We start from the raw sequence: 23,527 nt of genomic DNA on the forward strand, positions 1-23,527 counted from the left end.
TTAACACTTCAGCGCAGCGTTTACAACCACTCCTTCCCAAAACAAAAATGCCGTCCAGTTGCTTAACTGAACGGCATTACGCCCGCGGGGCGCCCTTTCTGTTGGCGTTGCGGCCGGCGGAGCCTTGCCCGCCGCGCCGGATCAGCGCTCGCGTTCGTCGAGCAGCTTCAGCAGTCCGCGCAGCGCGTGCGCGGCGGCCTGCACGCGGATCTGCTCGCGGTCGCCCTTGAACACGAGCGTCTCGACCTCGGTGTGGAGCCGGTTGCTCCAGCCGAACGAGACGGTGCCGACCGGCTTGTGCTCGGAGCCGCCGCCGGGGCCGGCGATGCCCGTCACCGACAGCGCGACCTGCGCGCGGCTGTTGCGCAGCGCGCCTTCGACCATCGCGCGCGCGACCGGCTCGCTGACGGCGCCGTGCTTCTCGATCAGCTCGTGCGGCACGCCGATCATCTCGGTCTTGGCCTGGTTCGAGTAGGTGACGAAGCCGCGCTCGAACCAGGCGCTGCTGCCGGAGATGTCGGTGATCGCGGTCGCGATCATGCCGCCCGTGCAGGATTCGGCGGTCGCGAGCGCCAGGTGTTGGTCGCGCAGCTTGTTGCCGGCGCGGATCGCGAGCTGGTGGACGATGGAATCGGTCGGCATGCGTGCGGACTCAGTGAAGAGTGGGAAACAGGGCGCACCACGTCGCGATGACGAGCAGCGTCAGGAACGCGGCGACGAGATCGTCGACCATGATGCCAAAACCACCTTTCAAACGGCGATCGAGATCGCGCACCGGCGGCGGTTTGCCGCCGTCGAACAGGCGGAACAGCACGAACGCGGCCAGCTGCTGCGAGAACGTGGCCGGCGTGACCAGCAGCATCACGAGCCAGATCGCCACCACGTGGTCCCAGACGATCGCGCGCGGCCGGCCGCCGCCGAGCGCGCGCGCCGTGCGGCCGGTGGCGATCACGCCGAACACGAAGCCGAGCGCGATCAGCGCGAGCGTGGCGGCCGCCGGCAGGCGCGGCGCGAACGCGACGAAGCTGAGCCAGCCGAACAGCGAGCCGGTGAAGCCGGGCGCGAACGGCGCGAGGCCGGTGCCGAAGCCGAGCGAGAGCAGATGCAGCGGGTGCGAGCGCATGAACGGCGCGCTCGCGCGGCGCGGCAGCGGCTGCACGTCGTCGATATCGTCGGCATCGCCTGCGGGGTCATGGCGCGCGGTGCGGCCCGAGGTGCCGCCGTGGCCGCGCACCGTCACGAGGGCCGTGCCGGGGCGGGGCGCGTCGGCGCGCGGCGCCGGCTCGTCATTGACCGGCATGGAAATGATCGAAGCCGCGCAGCGTCAGCGCGAGCGGCGCGCCGGCGCCGTCGAGCCAGCGGATGCCGGGCGCCTCGTCGGGCACGGCGAGCGCGCGGATCGTGCCGATCCGCGTGACCGCCACGCCGGCCGTCACGCCGGCGGCCAGCACGGCCGCGTGCGCGGCGGCCGGCGCCGTGAAGCAGAGTTCGTAGTCGTCGCCGCCCGCCAGCGTGCAGGTGCGCTGCAGCTCGGGCGCGAGCGTGGCAAGCGCGGCCGAGCGCGGCACCGCGTCCACCTCGATGTCGGCGCCCACGCGCGAGCGTTCGAGGATGTGTCGCAGATCGCCCGCGAGGCCGTCGGAAATGTCCAGCGCCGCGTGCGCGATGCCGGCCAGCGCAAGGCCGAGCGCGACGCGCGGCTCCGGCCATTCGAGTGCGCGGCGAAATGCCGCAGCTTCAGCCGCGCCGGCCGTCCATTCGCCGCGCGCCACGCCGAGTCCGGCGCGTGCGTCGCCGAGCGTGCCCGACACCCAGACCTCGTCGCCGGGGCGCGCCGCGTCGCGGCGCAGCGCGCGATCGGGGCCGACGTCGCCGAACACGGTCACGCACAGGTTGAGGGGCCCGCTGGTGGTGTCGCCGCCGACCAGCTCGCAGCCGTAGCGATCGGCAATCGTAAACAAACCGTCGGAAAACGCGTCGAGCCAGTCGGCGTCGGCGCGCGGCAGCGCGAACGCGAGCGTGAACGCGCGCGGCTGGGCGCCCATCGCGGCGAGGTCGGACAGGTTCACGGCCAGCGTCTTGTGGCCGAGTGCGCGCGGCGCCACGTCGGCGAAGAAGTGACGGCCCTCCACCAGCATGTCCGTCGAAATCGCCAGCATCGTATCCGGATGCGGCGCCAATAGCGCGCAATCGTCGCCGATGCCGAGCGCGGCGCGCGCTTCCGGCCGCCGCGCTCGGCGCGCGAAATAGCGATCGATCAACGAGAATTCGGACAGCGGGGAGGTGACCACGGCGAGCCTTTCCGGCGGCAGGATGAGGGGCGGCCATTGTAAGGCGGCGGCCCGCCGTTACGTGCATTCCGGTCGTGGCCGTGGTGGCCGGAACGTAAAATTTTGAATAAGGATTGGCGCTACAATGTGGGCCGAACAGGTATTCTAATCCCGCCCCTTCGACTCATGTCCACCAAGCCCTCCCCGAAAGCCGATCTGCGCGCAGCCGCCCTCGATTACCACGAATTCCCGACGCCGGGCAAAATCGCCGTCCAGCCGACCAAGCAGATGATCAACCAGCGCGACCTCGCGCTGGCGTACTCGCCGGGCGTCGCGTTCGCCTGCGAGGAGATCGTCGAGAATCCGCTGAACGCCGCGCGCTTCACCTCGCGCAGCAACCTGGTGGGCGTCGTCACCAACGGCACCGCGGTGCTCGGCCTCGGCAACATCGGCCCGCTCGCGTCGAAGCCGGTGATGGAGGGCAAGGCCGCGCTGTTCAAGAAGTTCGCCGGCATCGACGTGTTCGACATCGAGCTGAACGAATCGGACCCGCACAAGCTGGTGGACGTGATCACCGCGCTCGAGCCGACCTTCGGCGGCATCAACCTCGAGGACATCAAGGCGCCGGACTGCTTCATCGTCGAACGCGAATGCCGCAAGCGCATGAAGATCCCGGTGTTCCACGACGACCAGCACGGCACCGCGATCGTGGTGGCCGCCGCGATCACCAACGGCCTCAAGGTGGTGAACAAGGACATCAAGCAGGTCAAGCTGGTCGCCTCGGGCGCGGGCGCCGCGGCGCTCGCCTGCCTGGACCTGCTGGTCGACATCGGCCTGCCGCTCGAGAACATCTTCGTCACGGACCTGGCCGGCGTCGTCTACCAGGGCCGCACCGAACTGATGGATCCGGACAAGGAGCGTTTCGCGCGCGAGACCGACGCGCGCACGCTGGCCGAGGTGATCGACGGCGCGGACATCTTCCTCGGCTTGTCGGCCGCCGGCGTGCTGAAGCAGGAGATGGTCAAGGGCATGGCCGAGCGCCCGCTGATCCTCGCGCTCGCCAATCCGACGCCGGAAATCCTGCCCGAAGTCGCGCACGAAGTGCGCCCCGACGCGATCCTCGCGACCGGCCGTACCGACTACCCGAACCAGGTCAACAACGTCCTCTGCTTCCCGTTCATCTTCCGCGGCGCGCTCGACGTCGGCGCCACCACGATCACGCGTGAGATGGAGATCGCCGCCGTCAACGCGATCGCCGAACTCGCGCAGCAGGAGCAGAGCGACATCGTCGCCACCGCCTACGCGATCGAGGATCTCTCGTTCGGGCCGGAATACCTGATCCCGAAGCCGTTCGACCCGCGCCTGATCGTCAAGATCGCGCCGGCCGTCGCGAAGGCCGCGATGGAAGGCGGCGTGGCGACGCGTCCGATCGAGGACATGGACGGCTACGTCCAGCACCTGCAGCAGTTCGTCTATCACAGCGGCAACACCATGAAGCCGGTGTTCCAGGCCGCGCGCAACGCCCCGCAGGAGAAGAAGCGCGTGGTGTTCGCCGAGGGCGAGGAAGAGCGCGTGCTGCGCGCCGTGCAGATCCTCGTCGACGAGCACGTCGCCACGCCGATCCTGATCGGCCGTCCGCACGTGATCGAGAACCGGATCAAGCGCTTCGGCCTGCGCATCACGCCGGGCGTCGATTTCACGATCGTCAACACCGAGCACGACGAACGCTACCGCGATTTCTGGCAGACCTACTACCAGCTGATGGTGCGCAAGGGCATGGGCCAGCAGCTCGCCAAGCTCGAAATGCGCCGCCGCACCACGCTGATCGGCGCGATGCTGGTGAAGAAGGGCGAAGCCGACGGGATGATCTGCGGCACCATCAGCACGACGCATCGCCACCTGCACTTCGTCGACCAGGTGATCGGCAAGCGCGAGGGCTGCAGCGTCTACGCCGCGATGAACGGCCTGGTGCTGCCGGGCCGCCAGATCTTCATCGTCGACACGCACGTCAACGTCGATCCGACCCCGGAACAACTGGCCGAGATCACGATGATGGCGGCCGAGGAAGTGCGCCGCTTCGGCATCGAGCCGAAGGTCGCGCTGCTCTCGCACTCGAACTTCGGCACCAGCAACGCGCCGACCGCGCAGAAGATGCGCGATACGCTCGCGCTGCTCAAGGAGCGCGCGCCGGGCCTCGAGGTGGACGGCGAAATGCATGGCGACGTCGCGCTCGACCCGCTGCTGCGCAAGGAAATCCTGCCGGACTCGACGCTCGAGGGCGAGGCGAACCTGCTGGTGCTGCCGAACATCGACTCGGCCAATATCGCCTACAACCTGCTCAAGACCGCAGCCGGCAACAACATCGCGATCGGGCCGATCCTGCTCGGCGCCGCGCAGCCGGTGCATGTGCTGACCGAATCGGCCACGGTGCGCCGGATCGTCAACATGGCGGCGCTGCTGGTCGCCGACGTGAACGCGACGCGCTAAGCACGGGCGGCGGCGCGCTCGGCGCCTTCTCCCGCCTTCACGCGCCCCCGACTTGACGCGGTTCGGGCCGCCGCCGCGGTGTCTGCGCTGCCCGGGTCCGGTTTCGACCGGAAGCGCGAAAAGACGCGCAGAAACGGGAAAAGCGGCGTGCCCCGTTGCAGGGCACGCCGTCGGGTATGGCAAGGCCTTCCCAAGGGTCGAACAACAGCATCCACCGGGGCCGCCGGGTGATGACGGGGAGGCAAAGAACCCGCCATCCGATGCTGTCACCTTGATTTTATCTTTGTCAGGATAAAAAGGGCGTACGCAAGCGGCGAAATCGGGCTATTTGTGTCAAATAGCCGCAAGCGGCGCTTTCATTTCCCCGGCGAACATTGATTCCGCCCGCCATTAGCGCTACGCTTACGCCTTTCCTGGTCGTCAACTTGTTGATTTAACAGCGGGAACCCCGGTCCATGGCACGCAAGTGGCTCCGCAACGGCGCGCTCGCGTCCGTTTTCGCGCTCGTCGCACTGGGTAGCGCCGGCTCGCCGGCGGGCAGTCCGATTTCCTCGGCTTACGCCCGGGAAACCGTCGCCGGCATGGCGTCGGTCGGCACGATTCCCACTTCCCGGTTGCCGCGCGAAGCCGTGACGACGCTGGGCCTGATTGCCGCCGGCGGCCCTTATCCGTATCCGAAAGACGGGGTCGTGTTCGGCAATTTCGAGCGCATTCTGCCGAAGACGCGGCGCGGCTATTACCACGAGTACACGGTGCCGACGCCGCGCGCGCGCAATCGCGGCGCGAAGCGAATCGTCTGCGGCGGCCCGCTGCAACGGATCGACAACTGTTATTACACCGACGACCACTACGCCAGTTTTAAACGTATTGTTGAATGACTTCGGGATGATCGGCATGAGCGACACTAGCTACGCGCACGAAATGTCGGCTGCGGCGGATCTGTTCGCGGCCGGAGACGGCAACCTGTTCCAGCGCGTGATGCGCCTGCGCGCGCTCGCCCAGGCCGGCGACGCCGCGGAGCCGCCGGCGATCTGCCCCGGGGATTCATCGACCGAGGAGCCTATGAGTCTGTTCGCGACCGTGCGACCCAATCTCGTGCAGTCGATCCGCGCATTTCGCGTCCACGACCTCGCGGAGGAAGCTGCCCGGCTCGGCCAGCATTTCCTGTTCGCGTATTGCGGCGCCGCGCAGTCGAAGCAGGAAGTGCTCGAAACGATCGCGACGTCGTTCCTGCTCCCGAAGCACTTCGGGAAGAACTACGACGCGCTGTACGACAGCCTCACCGACCTGATCCACCAGGCGGGCGAGCAGCCCGGCTTCGTGATCGTGCTGGAGGCGCTGCCGATCGCGCAGAAGTTCGACAAGGAAGGGCGCGAGACGCTGCTCGACGTGTTCCGCGAGGCCGCCGAGTTCTGGGCCGAACGCAAGATCGCGTTCCGCGTGTTCTACTCGTTCGCCTGAGGCACGGCGCCAGGCGCGCGCCGCTTCACGTCACCCGCCCGCCTGCCGTCCGTCGGCAATCAAAAGGCCCGCTTGAGAGCGGGCCTTTTTACATGCGTCGTCGGCTTGACGTGGCGTGGTGCGCGGCGGCGAGACTGGCTGCCCGGCCGCGCGCCGGCGTTCATCGCTGCTTCATGCCCACCCGCCCCAGCGCGCGGCCAGTGCCGCCAGCATGGCCATGCCGGCCGTCTCGGTGCGCAGCACGCGCGCGCCGAGCACGATCGCCTGGAAGCCATACCCGCGCGCCGCGTCTTCCTCGGCCGGCGAGAGTCCGCCCTCCGGACCGATCAGCAGCGTGACCGGGCCGGCCGGCGCCGCGGCCGGCAGCGCCGCGAATGCGATGCTCGCGCGCGGCGACAGCATCAGCCGCAGTTCCGCGTCGGCCGCGGGCGGCAGCGCGTCGAGCCAGGCCGCAAGGTCCGCGACCGGCGCGACCGCCGGCACGCGATTGCGTCCGCACTGCTCGCAGGCGGCGCGCACCACGCCCTGCCAGTGCGCGACGCGCTTGTCCGCGCGCTCGCCGGACAGCCGCACCACGCCGCGCGCGGTCGAGAGCGGTGCGAGCGCGGCGACGCCGAGTTCGACGGCCTTCTCGATCAGCCAGTCCATCTTGTCGCCGCCGGCGATGCCCTGGGCGAGCGTGACGCGGTAAGGCGTCTCCAGCTCGCGCGCGTCGAAGCCGACGGTGCGCGCCACGGCGGTGCGCTTGCCGAGCTCGACGAGTTCGGCGCGGTACTGGCCGCCGGTGCCGTCGAACAGCGTCAGCGGATCGCCGGGTTCGAGGCGCAGCACCTGCGCGTGGCGGGCGACCTCGGCGGGCAGCATCACCTCGCTGTCGGCGCGCAGCGCGAGATCGACGAAGAAGCGCGGGACCGCGGACGTGCTGCCGCTCATCGTGCGATGCGCCGCGCGAGCGCCCAGCGGTAGCCGTCGAGATCCTCGACCTGCGCGAAGCGGTCGCCCCAGAACTGGTCGCGCGGCTCGCTGAGCGACTTCGCGCCGGCGTCGAGCGCGCGCCGGTGCACGGTGTCGACGTCGTCGACGTACAGGTAGAACGACTGCGGCGCCATCAGGTCGGCGCTGCGCGGCGTGCGCGCGGTGGAGCCGAACGCGCCCTCGGGCGCGAACATCAGGATCAGCTGGCCGTGATAGGACATCTCGACGTGCATGATCGCGCCGTCTTCGTCGATCAACTCGCGTTTTTCGAATCCGAACGCACTGCCGTAGAACGCAATCGAGGCGGCCGCGTTGCGAACGGCCAGATAGGGGGTCAACCAAGGCACGTCGGCCGGACGTGGATCGGTCATTGGGCGATCTCCTGCGGGATGGTGGGGGCGGGGGCGCCGCGTCAGCGTCAGCGGCGCAGGCCGAGTGTATCGCGCAGCGCACGGCGCAGGGTGAACAGCGCCGGGTGCAGTTCGGCGTCGTAGAACCGCAGATCGGCGACGCCGCGCGCGGCGAGCCGTTCCTCGACGTCGTGCGCAAACAGCGCGCCCGCGTCGAGCGTGTCGCTCGCCACCGCCATCAGCCATTCGCCGCCGTAGAGCGGCACTGGCGCGGCGAGCGGCGCGACCACCGCAAACGAGGCGCGCAGTTCGTCGACCAGCGCGGCGAGGCGCGGCGCGTGGAAGGCCGGCGCGCCCAGATGCATCGAGAGCGCCGCGCAGGGCGTGAGGATCCGCTTGAGCCGGGCGAGGAACGCGCGCGTATAGAGGCCGGCGGCCGGCGAATCGGGCGGCGTGAGGTCGAACACGACCAGATCGAAGTGGATCGGCGCGTGCTCGACGTAATGGGCCGCGTCGCCGATCACGAGTTCGACGCGCGGATCGTCGAACGCGCCGCGATGCACGGCCTCGAGGTGGCGCCGTGCCATCTCGACCACGGCGGCGTCGAGTTCGGCGATCACGATCCGTTCGATCGACGGATGCTTCAGCAGCTGGCGCGCGGCACCGCCGTCGCCGCCGCCGAGCACCAGCGCGCGGCGCGGGTGCGGATGCGCGAGCGCGGCCGGATGCGTCATGCACTCGTGGTAGACGGCCTCGTCGCCGACCGAGGTCATCGGCCGGCCGTCGAGCGTGAACAGGCGGCCGAGCTGCGGCGTGTCCCAGACTTCGATGTGCTGATAAGGCGAGGCGAACGAGGCGAGGCGGCGGGCGTTCGGAAAACCGTAGATCGCGTCGGCGCAGGGCTGGAAACAGAGCGTAGTGTTCACGGCGGCGGGCAGGGGCGTGGCGGGCAGTCGGGCGGCGGAGCGGCGGGCGGGCGCGGATGCCTCGAATTATAGAAGGCGCGCGCGGGGCCGGCGGTGCAGGCCGGGGCCGCCCGATCGATGCGGCAGGTGCAGCAAATCCGGCCCGGCGCCACGCCGGGCGCATGGCGCTTCATAACGTTTGCGACGCGATGCGGCGCAGCATGAGAAGATGCGGCGGCGCGGCATCTATGCGCGACGCACCGCCAGACGGTGCGCGCGGGGGGCGCCGCGATCCGCTTCCCAGGCCTTTTTCGCCGGGGCGCGCGCCGGGGCATCTGTTAAAATGCCCGGCTTTGCTGCCTGCCGTCTGATTGCTCGTCCGCTTCGCGTCCCCATGGCGCCGCATCGCGCGCCGGGAGCGGTCGGCCCGCGAGCTTCCGGACCAGCCGTGCCCCGTTTTCTCGACTCGTTCTCCGGACTCGACATGACGACCTCGTCTACCGCCAGCACTTCCCTGATGGCCAATGCGATTCGCGCCCTCGCGATGGATGCCGTCCAGCAAGCCAACTCCGGCCACCCCGGCATGCCGATGGGCATGGCCGAGATCGGCGTGGCCCTGTGGTCGCGCCACCTCAAGCACAACCCGGCGAACCCGCACTGGGCCGATCGCGACCGCTTCGTGCTGTCGAACGGCCATGGCTCGATGCTGCTGTACTCGCTGCTGCACCTGACCGGCTACGACCTGCCGATCGAGGAGCTGAAGAACTTCCGCCAGCTGCACTCGAAGACGCCGGGCCATCCGGAATACGGCATCACGGCCGGCGTCGAGACCACCACCGGCCCGCTCGGCCAGGGTCTCGCGAACGCGGTCGGCATGGCGCTGGCCGAAGCGCTGCTCGCGGCCGAGTTCAACAAGGACGACGCGAAGCTCGTCGATCACCACACCTACGTGTTCCTCGGCGACGGCTGCCTGATGGAAGGCATCTCGCACGAGGCCTGCTCGTTTGCCGGCACGCTGAAGCTGAACAAGCTGATCGCGCTGTACGACGACAACGGCATCTCGATCGACGGCGACGTGGTGAACTGGTTCCACGACGACACCCCGAAGCGCTTCGAAGCCTACGGCTGGAACGTGATCCCGGGCGTGGACGGCCATGACGTCGACGCCGTCGACGCGGCGATTGCCAAGGCGAAGCTGTCGGACAAGCCGACGCTGATCTGCTGCAAGACGGTGATCGGCAAGGGCGCGGCGACCAAGGCCGGCGGCCACGACGTCCACGGCGCGGCGCTCGGCGCCGAGGAAATCGCCAAGACGCGCGCGGCGCTCGGCTGGAACTGGGAGCCGTTCGTGATCCCGCAGGAAGTCTACGCGGCGTGGGACGGCAAGGCTGCCGGCGCGAAGCGCGAAGGCGACTGGAACGCGGTGTTCGAAGCCTACCGCGCGAAGTTTCCGGCCGAAGCCGACGAATTCGTGCGCCGCATGGCGGGCAAGCTGCCGGCCGACTGGGCGCAGAAGGCCGCCGCGATCGTGGCCGGCGCGAACGAGCGCGGCGAGACGGTCGCCACCCGCAAGGCTTCGCAGCAGACCATCGAGGGCCTGGCTGCCGCGCTGCCCGAACTGGTCGGCGGCTCGGCCGACCTGACCGGCTCGAACCTGACGAACTGGAAGGCGTCGAAGCCGGTTCGCGCAGGCGAAAAAGGTATCCAGTGGGGGAACCATATCAACTACGGCGTGCGCGAATTTGGCATGAGCGCCGCGATTAACGGTATGGTTCTTCATGGCGGCTACAAGCCGTTCGGCGGTACCTTCCTGACGTTCTCCGACTACAGCCGCAACGCGTTGCGCGTGGCCGCGCTGATGAAGGCGCCCTCGCTGTTCGTGTTCACGCACGACTCGATCGGCCTCGGCGAAGACGGCCCGACGCACCAGTCGATCGAGCACGTCTCGAGCCTGCGGCTGATTCCGCACCTCGACGTCTGGCGTCCGGCCGATACGGTCGAGACGGCCGTGGCCTGGACCGAGGCCGTGGCCGCGCAGCGCCCGTCGTGCCTGATCTTCAGCCGCCAGAACCTGGCGTTCAACGCGCGCAGCGATGCGCAGCTGGCGAACGTCGCGAAGGGCGGCTACGTGCTGCGCGACTGGGACGAGGAAATCGTCGCCCGCAAGATCATCCTGATCGCGACGGGCTCCGAGATCGAACTGGCGATGAAGGCCGTCGAGCCGCTCGCGCAGCAGGGCATTGCCGCGCGCGTCGTGTCGATGCCGGCCACCACCGTGTTCGACCGCCAGGACGCCGAGTATCGCGAGCGCGTGCTGCCGGCCGGCGTGCGCCGCGTGGCCATCGAAGCGGGCGTGACCGACTTCTGGCGCAAGTACGTCGGCCTCGAAGGCGGCGTGGTCGGGATCGATTCGTTCGGCGAGTCGGCCCCGGCCGGCGTACTCTTCAAGTATTTCGGCTTCACCGTCGAGAACGTGGTCGAGACGGCGAAGAAAGTGCTCGCCTGAGCGTGATCCAGCGCGCGGGCTCCGCCTGACCGGCGGGCCGGCGCCGTCGTGAAGCCGACGAACCGTTTTTTTTCAGCCATCAGGAGATAATCATGACGATTCGCGTTGCAATCAACGGTTACGGCCGCATCGGCCGCAATACGCTGCGCGCTTTCTATGAAAACGGCAAGAAGCACGACATCGAGATCGTCGCGATCAACGACCTCGGCGATGCGAAGACGAACGCGCACCTGACGCAGTACGACACCGCGCACGGCAAGTTCCCGGGCGAAGTGTCGGTGGACGGTGACTACCTGATCGTCAACGGCGACCGCATCCGCGTGCTGGCCAACCGCAATCCGGCCGAACTGCCGTGGGGCGAACTGGGCGTCGACGTCGTGTTCGAATGCACGGGCTTCTTCACCACCAAGGAAAAGGCCAGCGCGCACCTGAAGGGCGGCGCGAAGAAGGTGATCATCTCGGCGCCGGGCGGCAAGGACGTCGACGCGACGATCGTCTACGGCGTCAACCACGACGTGCTGAAGGCCGAGCACACCGTGATTTCGAACGCCTCGTGTACGACCAACTGCCTCGCGCCGCTGGTCAAGCCGCTACACGACAAGATCGGCCTCGAAACCGGCCTGATGACGACGGTCCACGCCTACACGAACGACCAGGTGCTGACCGACGTCTATCACGAGGACCTGCGCCGCGCGCGTTCGGCCACGCACAGCCAGATCCCGACCAAGACGGGCGCGGCAGCGGCCGTCGGCCTCGTGCTGCCGGAACTGAACGGCAAGCTCGATGGTTACGCGATTCGCGTGCCGACCATCAACGTGTCGATCGTCGACCTGTCGTTCATCGCCAAGCGCGACACGACGGTCGAGGAAGTCAACGCGATCATGAAGGAAGCGTCGGAAGGCTCGCTGAAGGGCATCCTCGCCTACAACGACCAGCCGCTCGTCTCGATCGACTTCAACCACAACCCGGCTTCGTCGTCGTTCGATTCGACGCTGACGAAGGTGTCGGGCCGCCTCGTCAAGGTGTCGAGCTGGTACGACAACGAGTGGGGCTTCTCGAACCGGATGCTCGACACGGCGGTCGCTTTCGCGAACGCGAAGTAAACGCGCGCCGCGGGCGGTGCCGGCAGCAGCCGGTACCCGCCCGCCGGCGAACTCACGGCCTGCCGTCGCGCCTCGTGCGCGGCGGCGGGCCGTGTCTTTTCCGGTTACGGAAACGGTGGGGCCGACGATGGGCGCGCCCCTGCCTTCGGAGCTTCGGGGGTTTCAGCCGCGCGGCGTCGGGAAGAACACGCCGGCGCGCTGCGCGGCGCCCTCGATATGCGTCTCGATCGCGCGGCCCGCGGCGGCCGAGTCGCGCGCGATCAGCGCGTCGAGGATCACGCGGTGCTCGTGGAACGTCGAGAGCATCAGTTCGCGCCGGTAGAACGGCATGCGCTGGCTTTCCTTCATGATGTCCGCGCTGTCGCGCAGGATCGATTCGATCGCCGCGTTGCCGGCCAGCCCGACGATGCGCATGTGGAACTCGAAATCGAGCTGCGACGCGTCGTCGAGCGCGTTGTCGACGAGCGCGACGTGCAGCGCGGCGAGGTTCTCCTCGAACCAGGCCAGGTCGGCGTCGCTGACGGCGAGCGCGGCCATCCGCGCGGTGAAGCCTTCCAGCGCGTAGCGCATCTGGTAGGTGTCGGGCGGTGACGAACGCCCGGCGAAGCGCCACGGATGATCGGCGCTCGCCTGCGCCCGCTCGACGTAGACGCCCTTGCCGGGCCGGATCGTCAGCATGCCGAGCGCCTCGAGCGTCGAGAGCGCCTCGCGCAGCGACGCGCGGCTGATCTCGAGTTCCTCGGACAGCTGGCGTTGGGCCGGCAGCAGGCTGCCGACGGGATAGGCGCCGGTTTCGATCCGGGTCTGGATCGTCGCGATGGCGGCGTCGGTGACGGTGTGGGGAACGTTCTTCATGGCTGCGAGAGGCGGTCAGACCGGCATTGTAATCCCCCAAAATGACGTGCGGCACCGCCGCCCGGCCCGCCATGGTCAATCGGGTAATCCCGGTTTTTGACATGGTTGACGCGACTATATCGGCTTCCTACACTCCGCCATACGTTCACTGGTATGACCAGTCGGAACAGTGAATTTCCCCTGGCGAACGGCGATTACCCGCGGTAACGGAGGATCGGATGGCGAAGTTTCTGAACTCGTTGTTCGGGCGCGTGATGATCGCGCTCGTGATCGGCGTCGCGCTCGGCGCGGCGTTTCCGCATGCCGCGCAGTCGCTGCGGCCGCTCGGCGACGGTTTCCTGAAGCTGATCAAGATGGTGATCGGGCCGATCGTGTTCTGCGTGGTGGTGAGCGGCATCGCGAACGCCGGCGACCTGCGCAAGGTCGGGCGCGTCGGCCTGCGGGCGGTGGTCTACTTCGAGCTGATGACCACGCTCGCACTCGCGATCGGCCTCGTGCTCGCGGTGCTCACGCGCCCCGGCGCCGGCATGAACGTCGACCTGCGCGCGCTCGATCCGGCCTCGCTCGCCGACTACGCGAAGAACGCGCAGAGCCTGAAGGACACCGCCGGCTACCTGCTGAAGATCATTCCCGACACCGCGTTCGACGCGTTCGCGAAGGGCGACATCCTGCAGATCCTCGTGTTCGCGGTGCCGTTCGGCGCGGCGCTGTCGATGCTCGGCGAACGCGCGCGCGTGCTCAACGGCCTCGTCGACGAGTTCGCGCAGGTCTGCTTTCGCGTGATGGGTTTCATCATCCGGCTCGCGCCGCTCGGCGTGCTCGGCGCGATCGCGTTCACCACCGGCAAGTGCGGCGTGGCCTCGCTCGAACAGATGGGGCTGCTGGTGGCGGTGTTCTACCTGGCCTGCGCGCTGTTCGTGGCGGGGGTGCTCGGCGCGGTGATGCGGCTCGCCGGCTTCAGCGTGTTCAAGCTGATCCGCTATCTGCGCGAGGAACTGATGATCGTGCTCGGCACCGCCTCGTCGGACGCGGTGCTGCCGCAGGTGATGCGCAAGCTCGAATGGATGGGCGTGAAGGATTCGACGGTCGGCCTCGTGATCCCGACCGGCTACTCGTTCAACCTCGACGGCTTCTCGATCTACCTGACGCTCGCCGTGCTGTTCATCGCGCAGGCCACCAACACGCCGCTGTCGGCGCACGACCTGATCGTGGTGCTGCTGGTCTCGCTCGTCACCTCGAAGGGCGCGCATGGCATTCCCGGTTCGGCGATCGTGATCCTGGCAGCGACGCTCTCGGCGATCCCGGCGCTGCCGGTGCTCGGCCTCGTGCTGATCCTGCCGGTGGACTGGTTCGTCGGGATCGCGCGTGCGGTGACGAACCTGATCGGCAACTGCGTCGCGACGGTGGTGGTGGCGGTGTGGGAGCACGACATCGACGCGGCCCGCGCGCGCCGCGTGCTGAACCGCGAGCTGCGCTACGTGCCGGCCGACGATGCCCCGGCCGGCGAGCGGGCCGCTGACCAACCCGCCCCCGCGCTTTGATGCGCGTGCAACCGGTTTGAGCCGGTCCGGCGCACGGCAGGCAGGCCGCGCGTGCGGATCGTCCGACCTTCGATTCCCGACCTCGATTCCCGATCTCGATTCCCGATTCCCGGCAGGAGCCCGACCATGGCAGCACCGATTCTCGATCCCGACGCCCCCGCGTTCACGCGGCGCTATCCGAACCTCGCCGACCCGCGCCTCGGTGCCCGCGCGCTGGCCGCCAGCGACGAGTTCTTCGCGCCGAAGGAACGCATGCTCGACCCGGAGCCGGCGGTGTTCATCCCCGGCAAGTACGACGACCACGGCAAATGGATGGACGGCTGGGAGACGCGCCGCAAGCGCACGGCGGGGCACGACTGGTGCATCGTCAAGCTGGCGCGGCCCGGCGTCGTGCAGGGCGTCGATCTCGACACCAGCCACTTCACCGGCAACTTCCCGCCGGCCGCCTCGATCGACGCCTGCCACGCCGAGGGCGAGCAGCCGCCCGACGACGCCGGCTGGCAGCCGCTGCTGGGCGCCACCACGCTGCAGGGCAACCGTCATCACTATGTCGAGGTGCGGGAGCCGCGCGTCGTCACGCACCTGCGCGTGAATCTCTATCCCGACGGCGGGCTCGCGCGGCTGCGCGTGTATGGCCAGCCGCAGCGCGACTGGGCCGCCGTGCCGGCGGGCGAACTCGTCGACCTGGCCGCGACCGAAAACGGCGCGTATCTGGTGGCCGCCAACAACGAGCACTTCGGCGCGGCCTCGCGGCTGCTGATGCCGGGCCGCGGCCTGAACATGGGCGACGGCTGGGAGACGCGGCGGCGCCGCGAGCCCGGCAACGACTGGGCGATCGTCGCGCTGGCGCGGCCGGGCATCATCCGCCGCATCGAGGTCGACACGGCCCACTTCAAGGGCAACTATCCGGACCGCTGCTCGCTGCAGGCCGCGCGCGTGACGGGCGGCACCGACGGCTCGCTCGTCACGCAGGCGATGTTCTGGCCGGAACTGCTCGGCGAGCAGGCACTGTCGATGGACAGCCTGCACGTGTTCGAGCCCGGCGGCGCGGCGCCCGGCGTCGTCACGCACGTGCGCTTCAACATCTTCCCGGACGGCGGCGTGTCGCGGCTGCGGCTGTGGGGCGAGCCGGCGTGACGGCCGGAGCATGACGATGAACGATTCGCGTTACGCCGCTCCGCCGCCGCTTGAAGCGCTGCCGCTCGAACCGCTCACGCATGCCGCGTTCGCGCCATTCGGCGACGTGATCGAACTGGCCGGCGCGCGGCATTTCCCGATCAACGGGGGCACCACCGAGCGCTTTCACGATCTCGCCGCGATCGACGTCGATACGGCGGGCGGCCACCCGCTCGTCAATTTGTTTCGCGGCCAGCCGCGCGACTGGCCGATCGAGATCGCGATGATGGAGCGCCATCCGCTCGGCAGCCAGGCGTTCCTGCCGCTCTCGGTAAGCGGGCGCTACGCGATCGTGGTCGCGCCGGCGGGCGAGTTCGAGGCGCGGCGGCTGCGCGCGTTTCTGGCCGAGGGCTGGCAGGGCGTCAATTACGCGAAGGGCGTCTGGCACCATCCGCTGCTCGCGCTCGATCGCGTCAGCGATTTCGTCGTGATCGATCGCGGCGGCAACGGCGAGCCGAATTGCGACGAGATCGAACTCGACGCGCCGCGCCTGCTGCTGGCGCCGGCCGGCATCGCGGCGGCCTGAGCGCGCGGCGGCAATCGTGTGAGGATTGTGCGTGGGAGGCTTTCGGCGCGCGGCCGATCCGTCAGGAAAACGAAAGATCGGCGCGAGGTCCGGCGTGGCACCGGGGGGCGGCACGCCCGAAAACGATTCGGCCCGGCCGGGCTTGCGCCCGCCGGGCCGAATCGCTGCGCGGCCGGCCATGGCGGGCCGGCCTCGCGGAAAGCCGTCAGTGCTTGCGGTGCGGGCAGTTCTCGGTGGTACACGAGCCGTACATCGCGAGCGAATGCTCCTGCAGCTTGAAGCCGCGCGTCTTCGCGATCGCCTGCTGGCGGTTCTCGATCTCGGCGTCGAAGAATTCCTCGACGCGGCCGCAGTCGAGGCAGACCAGGTGATCGTGGTGCGAGCCTTCGTTGAGCTCGAACACCGCCTTGCCCGATTCGAAGTTGCTGCGCGTGAGCAGGCCGGCCTGCTCGAACTGCGTCAGCACGCGATAGACCGTGGCCAGCCCGATGTCGAGCTGTTCGTGCAGCAGGTTGCGATAGACGTCTTCGGCCGTCAGGTGCCGGACTTCGCTTTGCTGGAAGATTTCCAGAATCTTGAGGCGCGGTAGGGTGGCCTTGAGCCCGATATTCTTCAGCTCGGTCGGATTGGTCATGGCTAGGCGTCCCTAGAGTACAATGCAGGGCTCCAATAGTACCGGCTTTTCGCCCTGTCAGTCATCTGTGAGCCGAGTCGCGCGGCCTGCCCGACGGTTCGACCCGATGAAGGACAAGTTTCCTGTATCCGTTCGCAACTTCAGAGGACCCGCATGCGGAGTGCCATCACTGCTGCCGTCGCTGTCGCCGTCGTCACGCTGGCAGGCTGTTCGTCATATGACAGCGTCACGCAACGAATCGCGCAGAGTATTACGCCGTACCGCATCACGGTCGTCCAGGGCAATTTCGTTTCCCAGGAAAAAGCTTCACAGCTGCAGGCCGGCATGACGCGCGACCAGGTTCGCGCACTGCTCGGCACGCCGCTGCTCACCGATCTGTTCCACGCGGATCGCTGGGACTATCTGTTCTATTTCAAGCGCGGCTCGACCTCGGTGGTCCAGCAGCGCGACCTCGTGCTGAATTTCCAGAACGACCGCCTCGCGAGCTGGAGCGGCGCCGACAACCTGCCGTCCGAACTCGACCTGCTCGCCGACATCGACGGCGACCGTCGCGGCAAGCGTGCCGCCAAGGCCGCCGCCGCGAGGGCGGCCGCCGAGAAGGCCGCGGCGGCTTCGGCCGCTTCCGCGGCGTCGGCTGCCTCGTCGGCTTCGGCCGCGGCAGCTGCCGCGCCGGCCCCGAGCCTCTCGCCCGACATGGCGGCCAGCCCGGCGCCCGGGGCGTCGGGCGCGGTGGCGCCGTCGTCGGCGAGCGCGGTCGGCCAGACCGACGCGAACGCCGAGGCCGCGCGCGCGGCGAACCGCGCGACCGCGCAGGTCTCGGGCCAGGGCACGCAGCGCCGCTTCAAGCCGTCGGCGCAGACCGCGCCGTCCGCCCCGACTCCGGGCGGCTTGCCGCCCGGCGCGAGCCCGGCGATCCAGCCGCAGTTCCAGTTCCAGCGTCCGCCGCAGCCGCCGGCGCCGAGCGACGCGACGCCGCCGGTCGGCCCGCAGGGCTCCGACGTGCTGCCGAACCAGCCGCTCACCGCGCCGCCCGCCGACATCTCGGCGCCGCCGAACTCGAACTGACGCGCGGGCAGCATCCAACGGGCGGCTTCGGCCGCCCGGTTCGTTTTCCGAATCCCGTCTCCTCTTTGTTCACCGACGCGAACACGACCATGAAGATTGCCATTGCCGGAGCATCGGGCCGTATGGGCCGGATGCTGATCGAAGCGGTACTCAACGATCCCGACGCGACGCTCGTCGGCGCACTCGGCCGCCCGGGTTCCGCGCACCTCGGCCAGGACGCCGGCGCATTCCTCGGCAAGCCCGCCGGCGTCATCGTCACCGATGACGTCGAGCGCGTGTTCGCCGACGCCGACTACCTGATCGATTTCACGCGCCCCGACACCACGCTCGGCTATCTCGACGCCGCGCAGCGCCACGGCGTGAAGCTCGTGATCGGCACCACCGGTTTCTCCGAGTCGCAGAAGGCGCAGCTGCGCGAGGCGGCGGCGCGGATCGGCATCGTGTTCTCGGCGAACATGAGCGTAGGCGTGAACGTCACGCTCAAGCTGCTCGAATTCGCGGCGAAGCAGTTCGCGCAGGGCTACGACATCGAGATCATCGAGGCGCACCATCGCCACAAGGTCGATGCGCCGTCCGGCACCGCGCTGATGATGGGCGAGACCGTGGCGGCGTCGATCGGTCGCAATCTCGCGGACTGCGCCGTCTACGACCGCCATGGCGAGACGGGGCCGCGCGATCCGTCGACGATCGGCTTCACGGCGATCCGCGGCGGCGACATCGTCGGCGATCACACCGTGCTGTTCGCCGGCATCGGCGAGCGCATCGAGATCACCCACAAGTCGTCGAGCCGCGTGTCCTACGCGCAGGGCTCGATGCGCGCGGTGCGCTTCCTCGCCGACAAGCCGGCGGGCTGGTTCGACATGCAGGACGTGCTCGGCCTGCGCTGAGCAGGCCGGCCGATCGATCCCGACACGCGCATGGCGACCGATACCGGCGTGATCCACTATCTCGCGAGCGGCGATGCCGTCACGCATGCCGTCGCGTACCTGCTGCTCGCGATGTCGGTGGCGAGCTGGTGCTTCCTGCTGCTGAAGGCCTGGACGCTGGTGCGCGCGAAGCGGGCCGGCGCCGGCGCGATCGCCGCGTTCTGGCGGGCCGGCTCGTTCGACGAGGGGCTCGCCGCGCTGCGCGCCGCCGACCGCGAGCGCGTGTTCGTGCCGCTCGCGGCCGCCGCCGACGCGGCGGTGCGGGAGGCCGCGGCCGGCATCGCGATGCTGGGCGCGCGCGTCGAACGCGACGAACGCGTGCTGCGGGCGGTGCGCGAGGCCATGCGCGGCTCGCAGCGGCGGCTCGAATTCGGCCTCGTGCTGCTGGCCTCGATCGCCAGCACGGCGCCGTTCGTCGGCCTGCTCGGCACGGTCTGGGGCATCTACCACGCGCTCGGCAGCATCGCCGCGAGCGGCCAGGCGCAGATCGGCAGCGTGGCCGGCCCGGTCGGCGAGGCGCTGATCATGACCGCGTTCGGGCTGGTGGTCGCGATTCCGGCGGTGCTCGCCTTCAACATGCTCGGCCGTCTCGTGCGGCAGCTCGTCGAGGATCTCGACGGCTTCGCGCGCGACCTGCACGCGTTCGCCGGCGGCGCGCCCGGGCGCGACGAGCGGACCTGAGGCGCGCGCGATGGCATTCGGCGGACTCGATCCTCGCGAACCGGCCGCGCCGATGGCCGAGATCAACATGACGCCGCTGATCGACGTGATGCTGGTGCTGCTGGTGATCTTCATCATCACCGCGCCGCTGCTCACGCACGCGATCCGGCTCGACCTGCCGAAGGCCGCCGCGGCGCCCGCGCGCGAGCTGCCCGACACGATCACGCTGTCGATCGACGCCGCCGGCCGGCTGTTCTGGGACGCCGCGCCCGTCAGCGAGGCGGCGCTGGCCGACCGGTTTCGCGCCGCGGCCGCGCGCGGCGGTGCGCCCGAGCTGCATCTGCGCGCGGCTGCCTCGGCCCGCTACGACACGATTGCGCGCGTGATGAGCGCCGCGCAGGCGGCCGGGCTGACGCGGATCGGTTTCGTGACCGAGCCGGACGCGGGCGCGGCGGCACCGTCGCCCGCGCCGGGTGCCGGCGTCGCGCCGCCGGGGCTGGCACAGGCGGCGCCTTCCGGTTCCACGGCGCCCGCGCCGATCGCGCCGGGCCGGTGAGCCAATGAGCCGGCGGCGGCCGACACGCCGGCCGCCGGCTTCGACTTCGACTTCACGGCGCCCGGTTCACGCGTCACGGCCGGCGAGCCCGTCGGTGAAGCCATATCCCGCCGCGTCTTTCATCGGCTTGTCCCCGCCGGCTCCCGCCACGTCCTGCCCAAGCCGTCCCGCCGCCGCTCGGGCCGCCACGACCGCGCGCCGCGCCCGATGGCCTGACGCGCCTGAGCGGACGGTATAATCGACCCTTTCCCCGCGATCCGGGGAGTGCGACCTTCGATCCACTCCAGCCCGCGCGCGCCGCGCCGGTGCCGACAGCCTAGCCGAACCACACCATGCAAGAACGATACGTACCCGCCGACGTCGAAGCCGCCGCCCAGCGCGACTGGCGCGATGCCGATGCCTACCTGACGAAGGAAGATTCGCAAAAGCCGAAGTTCTATTGCGTATCGATGCTGCCGTATCCGTCCGGCAAGCTGCACATGGGTCACGTGCGCAACTACACGATCAACGACGTGATGTACCGCTATCTGCGGATGAACGGCTACAACACGCTGATGCCGATGGGCTGGGACGCGTTCGGGATGCCGGCCGAGAATGCCGCGATGGCCAACGGCGCGCCGCCCGCGAAGTGGACCTACGACAACATCGCCTACATGAAGCGTCAGATGCAGGCGATGGGTCTCGCGATCGACTGGTCGCGCGAGATCGCCACCTGCGATCCCGACTACTACAAGTGGAACCAGTGGCTGTTCCTGAAGATGCTCGAGAAGGGCATCGCCTACAAGAAGACCGGCACCGTGAACTGGGATCCGGTCGACCAGACCGTGCTGGCCAACGAGCAGGTGATCGACGGACGCGGCTGGCGCTCGGGCGCCGTGGTCGAGAAGCGCGAGATCCCGATGTACTACCTGCGCATCACGCAGTACGCCGACGAGCTGCTCGACGACCTCGAAGGCCTCGGCTGGCCCGAGCGCGTCAAGGTCATGCAGCAGAACTGGATCGGCAAGAGCTTCGGCGTGAACTTCGGCTTCCCGTATGAACTCGACGGCGAGCAGAAGCTGCTGCGCGTGTTCACGACGCGCGCCGACACCATCATGGGCGTGACGTTCTGCGCGGTCGCGGCCGAGCATCCGCTCGCCACGCGGCTGGCCGAAGGCCGCCCCGAGCTGCTCGCGTTCATCGACGAATGCAAGCAGGGCGGCGTGGCCGAGGCCGACATGGCGACCATGGAGAAGAAGGGCATGGCCACCGGCTTCTCCGTCAAGCATCCGCTGACGGGCGAGCCGGTGCCGGTGTGGATCGGCAACTACGTGCTGATGAGCTATGGCGAAGGCGCCGTGATGGGCGTGCCGGCGCACGACGAGCGCGACTTCGCGTTCGCCGTCAAATATGCCCTGCCGATCCGGCAGGTGATCGCGGCCGAGGGCGAGACCTATTCGACCGACGCGTGGCAGGAGTGGTACGGCGACAAGACGAAGAGCGTCTGCGTCAACAGCGGCAAGTACGACGGCCTCGGCCACGAGGCCGCGGTCGACGCGGTCGCGGCCGACCTGGCCGCCGGCGGCTTCGGCGACAAGCAGGTCACCTGGCGCCTGCGCGACTGGGGCGTGTCGCGCCAGCGTTACTGGGGCACCCCGATCCCGATCATCCACTGCCCGTCGTGCGGCGACGTGCCGGTGCCCGAGGCCGACCTGCCGGTGGTGCTGCCCGAGGATCTCGTGCCGGACGGCTCGGGCAATCCGCTCGCCAAGTCCGAGGCGTTCGTCAACTGCACCTGCCCGAAGTGCGGCGCCGCCGCGAAGCGCGAAACCGACACGATGGACACCTTCGTCGATTCGTCGTGGTACTTCTCGCGCTACACGGCGCCCGACGCTACCACCATGGTGGACGCGCGCACCGACCACTGGATGCCGATGGACCAGTACATCGGCGGCATCGAGCACGCGATCCTGCACCTGCTCTATTCGCGCTTCTGGACCAAGGTGATGCGCGACTTCGGCCTCGTGAAGTTCGACGAGCCGGCCAGGAACCTGCTCACGCAGGGCATGGTGCTCAACGAGACGTTCTACCGCGAGGACGCGGCCGGCAAGAAGACCTGGTACAACCCGGCCGACGTGACCGTCACGCACGACGACAAGGGCCGTCCGGTCGGCGCCGTGCATAACGTCGACGGCCAGCCGGTGGTGCTCGGCGGCATCGAGAAGATGTCGAAGTCGAAGAACAACGGCGTCGATCCGCAGGTGCTGATCGACCAGTACGGCGCCGACACCGCGCGCCTGTTCACGATGTTCGCGGCGCCGCCCGAGCAGCAGCTCGAATGGTCGGGCGCCGGCGTGGAAGGCGCGAGCCGCTTCCTGCGCCGCGTCTGGGCGTTCGGCGCGGCCAACCGCGAGGCGCTCGCCGCGCGTGCCGGCTTCGATGCCGCGCAGCTCGACGAAGGCGCCAGGGCGCTGCGCCGCGAGATCTACGGCGTGCTGCGCCAGGCCGATTTCGACTACCAGCGCCTGCAGTACAACACCGTCGTGTCGGCCGCGATGAAGATGCTCAACGCGATCGAGGCGGCCAAGGCCGCGCCGGCCGGCGTACTGCGCGAGACCTACGGCGTGCTGCTGCGCGTGCTGTACCCGGTGGTGCCGCACATCACGTTCTCGCTGTGGCAGGCGCTCGGTTATGCCGACGAATTCGGCACGCTGCTCGACGCGCCCTGGCCGAAGGTCGACGAGGCCGCGCTCGAACAGGCCGAGATCGAACTCGTGCTGCAGATCAACGGCAAGGTGCGCGGCGCGATCAAGGTCGCGAAGGACGCGGGCCGCGACGTGATCGAGGCGGCGGCGCTCGCCGACGAGAGTTTCGCGAAGTTCGGCGAGGGCAAGCCGGCGAAGAAGGTGATCGTCGTGCCGGGCCGTCTCGTCAACGTCGTGGTCTGACGCGCAGTAGAACCAGCAAGGAGCCAAGGTGATCCGCAGATCGTTCGTAATGGTGATGGGCAGCGCGCTGCTGCTGTCCGCGTGCGGTTTCCAGCTGCGCGGTACGCAGGACTACGCGTTCAAGCATCTGCTGATCGCGGGTGCGCCGCCGTTCGTCGAGGCGCGCCTGAAGCGCCTCGTCGAGGGCGGCAGCGACACCAGGATCGTCAAGACGCTCGACGAGGCCGACGCAGTGCTGCGCGTGAGCGAGTCGCGCGGCTCGAGCACGCTGACGCTCGACCAGTTCGGCACGGTCGAGGAATACCAGCTCAACTACACGTTGAACTACACGCTGACGACCAAAGACGGCGCGCTGCTGATCGCGCCGAGCGTGATCTCGCTGAACCGCGCGATGACCTACAACGCGCAGTTCGTCCAGGCGAAGGCGCAGGAGTCGGACATCCTCTACGCGGACATGCAGAACGACGCGGTCGACCAGCTCACGCGCCGGCTGTCGATCGTGCATACGCTGACGCCGGGGCCGAACGACGTGGTGCCGGGCGTCGCGCCGCGCGCGCCGCTGCCGCCGCCGCCGCTGTGAGCGCGCGGCCTTTTCGACCGCCGT

The 23,527-nt window shown here is 69.0% G+C and carries 22 protein-coding genes; 14 read left to right on the plus strand and 8 right to left on the minus strand.

Features of this window, described 5'->3' with window-relative positions:
• Nucleotides 1-141: 141 nt before the first annotated feature.
• From BpN12_RS17200 to thiL, 3 genes are read right to left on the minus strand one after another with little or no spacing between them, the layout of a single operon-like run.
• Entirely contained in the window at nt 142-642 is a 501-nt protein-coding gene (locus BpN12_RS17200; RefSeq protein ID WP_246796699.1) for a CinA family protein, read from the minus strand.
• Between the two features lie 10 nt (nt 643-652).
• Entirely contained in the window at nt 653-1,300 is a 648-nt protein-coding gene (locus BpN12_RS17205; protein WP_246796700.1) for a phosphatidylglycerophosphatase A family protein, read from the minus strand.
• Nucleotides 1,287-2,291, minus strand: coding sequence for a thiamine-phosphate kinase (thiL, locus tag BpN12_RS17210; protein ID WP_246796701.1), 1,005 nt, complete (start codon nt 2,289-2,291; stop codon nt 1,287-1,289). Before thiL ends, BpN12_RS17205 begins: the two co-directional genes overlap by 14 nt.
• A 165-nt stretch (nt 2,292-2,456) precedes the next feature.
• Between thiL and BpN12_RS17215 the strand changes: the two genes are divergently transcribed.
• The 3 genes from BpN12_RS17215 (at nt 2,457) to BpN12_RS17225 (ending at nt 6,218) form a co-directional block, all read left to right on the plus strand.
• Nucleotides 2,457-4,757: an NADP-dependent malic enzyme gene (locus BpN12_RS17215; protein WP_246796702.1), complete on the plus strand. Its 2,301-nt coding sequence runs from the start codon at nt 2,457-2,459 to the stop codon at nt 4,755-4,757.
• 455 nt (nt 4,758-5,212) lie between these two features.
• Nucleotides 5,213-5,635 carry a guanyl-specific ribonuclease gene (locus tag BpN12_RS17220; protein ID WP_246796703.1) on the plus strand — a complete coding sequence of 141 codons (423 nt, stop codon included), beginning with the start codon at nt 5,213-5,215 and terminating at the stop codon, nt 5,633-5,635.
• A 16-nt stretch (nt 5,636-5,651) separates the two neighbouring features.
• Nucleotides 5,652-6,218 carry a barstar family protein gene (locus BpN12_RS17225; protein WP_246796704.1) on the plus strand — a complete coding sequence of 189 codons (567 nt, stop codon included), beginning with the start codon at nt 5,652-5,654 and terminating at the stop codon, nt 6,216-6,218.
• A gap of 171 nt (nt 6,219-6,389) precedes the next feature.
• Here the strand turns inward: BpN12_RS17225 and BpN12_RS17230 are convergent, their stop codons facing one another.
• From BpN12_RS17230 to speE, 3 genes are read right to left on the minus strand one after another with little or no spacing between them, the layout of a single operon-like run.
• On the minus strand, nt 6,390-7,151 hold the full coding sequence (locus tag BpN12_RS17230) for a 16S rRNA (uracil(1498)-N(3))-methyltransferase (protein ID WP_246796705.1): 762 nt from the start codon (nt 7,149-7,151) through the stop codon (nt 6,390-6,392).
• Nucleotides 7,148-7,564: a VOC family protein gene (locus BpN12_RS17235; RefSeq protein ID WP_246796706.1), complete on the minus strand. Its 417-nt coding sequence runs from the start codon at nt 7,562-7,564 to the stop codon at nt 7,148-7,150. Before BpN12_RS17235 ends, BpN12_RS17230 begins: the two co-directional genes overlap by 4 nt.
• Nucleotides 7,565-7,611: 47 nt before the next feature.
• Nucleotides 7,612-8,469 (minus strand): polyamine aminopropyltransferase, encoded by an 858-nt coding sequence (gene speE, locus BpN12_RS17240; RefSeq protein WP_246796707.1) that lies wholly within the window; start codon nt 8,467-8,469, stop codon nt 7,612-7,614.
• Between the two features lie 463 nt (nt 8,470-8,932).
• Here speE and tkt point away from each other — a divergent pair, with 463 nt between their 5' ends.
• Nucleotides 8,933-10,954: a transketolase gene (gene tkt / locus BpN12_RS17245; protein WP_246796708.1), complete on the plus strand. Its 2,022-nt coding sequence runs from the start codon at nt 8,933-8,935 to the stop codon at nt 10,952-10,954.
• Nucleotides 10,955-11,046: 92 nt separating this feature from the next.
• A complete protein-coding gene (gene gap / locus BpN12_RS17250; RefSeq protein WP_042623838.1) occupies nt 11,047-12,057 on the plus strand; it encodes a type I glyceraldehyde-3-phosphate dehydrogenase in 1,011 nt (336 codons plus the stop codon).
• Nucleotides 12,058-12,219: 162 nt separating this feature from the next.
• Here gap and BpN12_RS17255 read toward each other — a convergent pair whose 3' ends face one another.
• Entirely contained in the window at nt 12,220-12,912 is a 693-nt protein-coding gene (locus BpN12_RS17255; protein WP_246796709.1) for a FadR/GntR family transcriptional regulator, read from the minus strand.
• Between the two features lie 218 nt (nt 12,913-13,130).
• Here BpN12_RS17255 and BpN12_RS17260 point away from each other — a divergent pair, with 218 nt between their 5' ends.
• From BpN12_RS17260 to BpN12_RS17270, 3 genes are all read left to right on the plus strand, one after another.
• On the plus strand, nt 13,131-14,453 hold the full coding sequence (locus tag BpN12_RS17260; protein WP_246796711.1) for a C4-dicarboxylate transporter DctA: 1,323 nt from the start codon (nt 13,131-13,133) through the stop codon (nt 14,451-14,453).
• A gap of 126 nt (nt 14,454-14,579) precedes the next feature.
• Nucleotides 14,580-15,590, plus strand: a complete 1,011-nt coding sequence (gene alc, locus BpN12_RS17265; protein ID WP_246796712.1) for an allantoicase — start codon at nt 14,580-14,582, stop codon at nt 15,588-15,590.
• 16 nt (nt 15,591-15,606) lie between these two features.
• The gene (locus tag BpN12_RS17270) at nt 15,607-16,155 is read left to right on the plus strand and encodes an ureidoglycolate lyase (RefSeq protein WP_246796713.1); all 549 of its coding nucleotides are present in this window, start codon (nt 15,607-15,609) and stop codon (nt 16,153-16,155) included.
• A 205-nt stretch (nt 16,156-16,360) separates the two neighbouring features.
• Here the strand turns inward: BpN12_RS17270 and fur are convergent, their stop codons facing one another.
• On the minus strand, nt 16,361-16,789 hold the full coding sequence (gene fur, locus BpN12_RS17275; RefSeq protein WP_013696628.1) for a ferric iron uptake transcriptional regulator: 429 nt from the start codon (nt 16,787-16,789) through the stop codon (nt 16,361-16,363).
• Between the two features lie 153 nt (nt 16,790-16,942).
• Here fur and BpN12_RS17280 point away from each other — a divergent pair, with 153 nt between their 5' ends.
• The 6 genes from BpN12_RS17280 (at nt 16,943) to BpN12_RS17305 (ending at nt 23,503) form a co-directional block, all read left to right on the plus strand.
• The gene (locus BpN12_RS17280; protein ID WP_246796714.1) at nt 16,943-17,854 is read left to right on the plus strand and encodes an outer membrane protein assembly factor BamE; all 912 of its coding nucleotides are present in this window, start codon (nt 16,943-16,945) and stop codon (nt 17,852-17,854) included.
• An 89-nt stretch (nt 17,855-17,943) separates the two neighbouring features.
• Entirely contained in the window at nt 17,944-18,741 is a 798-nt protein-coding gene (dapB, locus tag BpN12_RS17285; RefSeq protein ID WP_246796715.1) for a 4-hydroxy-tetrahydrodipicolinate reductase, read from the plus strand.
• Nucleotides 18,742-18,771: 30 nt separating this feature from the next.
• The gene (locus BpN12_RS17290; protein WP_246796716.1) at nt 18,772-19,461 is read left to right on the plus strand and encodes a MotA/TolQ/ExbB proton channel family protein; all 690 of its coding nucleotides are present in this window, start codon (nt 18,772-18,774) and stop codon (nt 19,459-19,461) included.
• Nucleotides 19,462-19,471: 10 nt separating this feature from the next.
• Nucleotides 19,472-19,996: an ExbD/TolR family protein gene (locus BpN12_RS17295; RefSeq protein WP_246796717.1), complete on the plus strand. Its 525-nt coding sequence runs from the start codon at nt 19,472-19,474 to the stop codon at nt 19,994-19,996.
• 332 nt (nt 19,997-20,328) lie between these two features.
• Nucleotides 20,329-22,923: a leucine--tRNA ligase gene (gene leuS / locus BpN12_RS17300; protein ID WP_246796718.1), complete on the plus strand. Its 2,595-nt coding sequence runs from the start codon at nt 20,329-20,331 to the stop codon at nt 22,921-22,923.
• A gap of 28 nt (nt 22,924-22,951) precedes the next feature.
• Nucleotides 22,952-23,503 (plus strand): LPS-assembly lipoprotein LptE, encoded by a 552-nt coding sequence (locus tag BpN12_RS17305; protein ID WP_246796719.1) that lies wholly within the window; start codon nt 22,952-22,954, stop codon nt 23,501-23,503.
• The last annotated feature ends 24 nt before the right edge of the window (nt 23,504-23,527 follow it).

Origin of the sequence: Burkholderia perseverans (genome assembly GCF_022870505.1) — a bacterium.
GTDB classification, from domain to species: Bacteria; Pseudomonadota; Gammaproteobacteria; order Burkholderiales; family Burkholderiaceae; genus Burkholderia; species Burkholderia plantarii.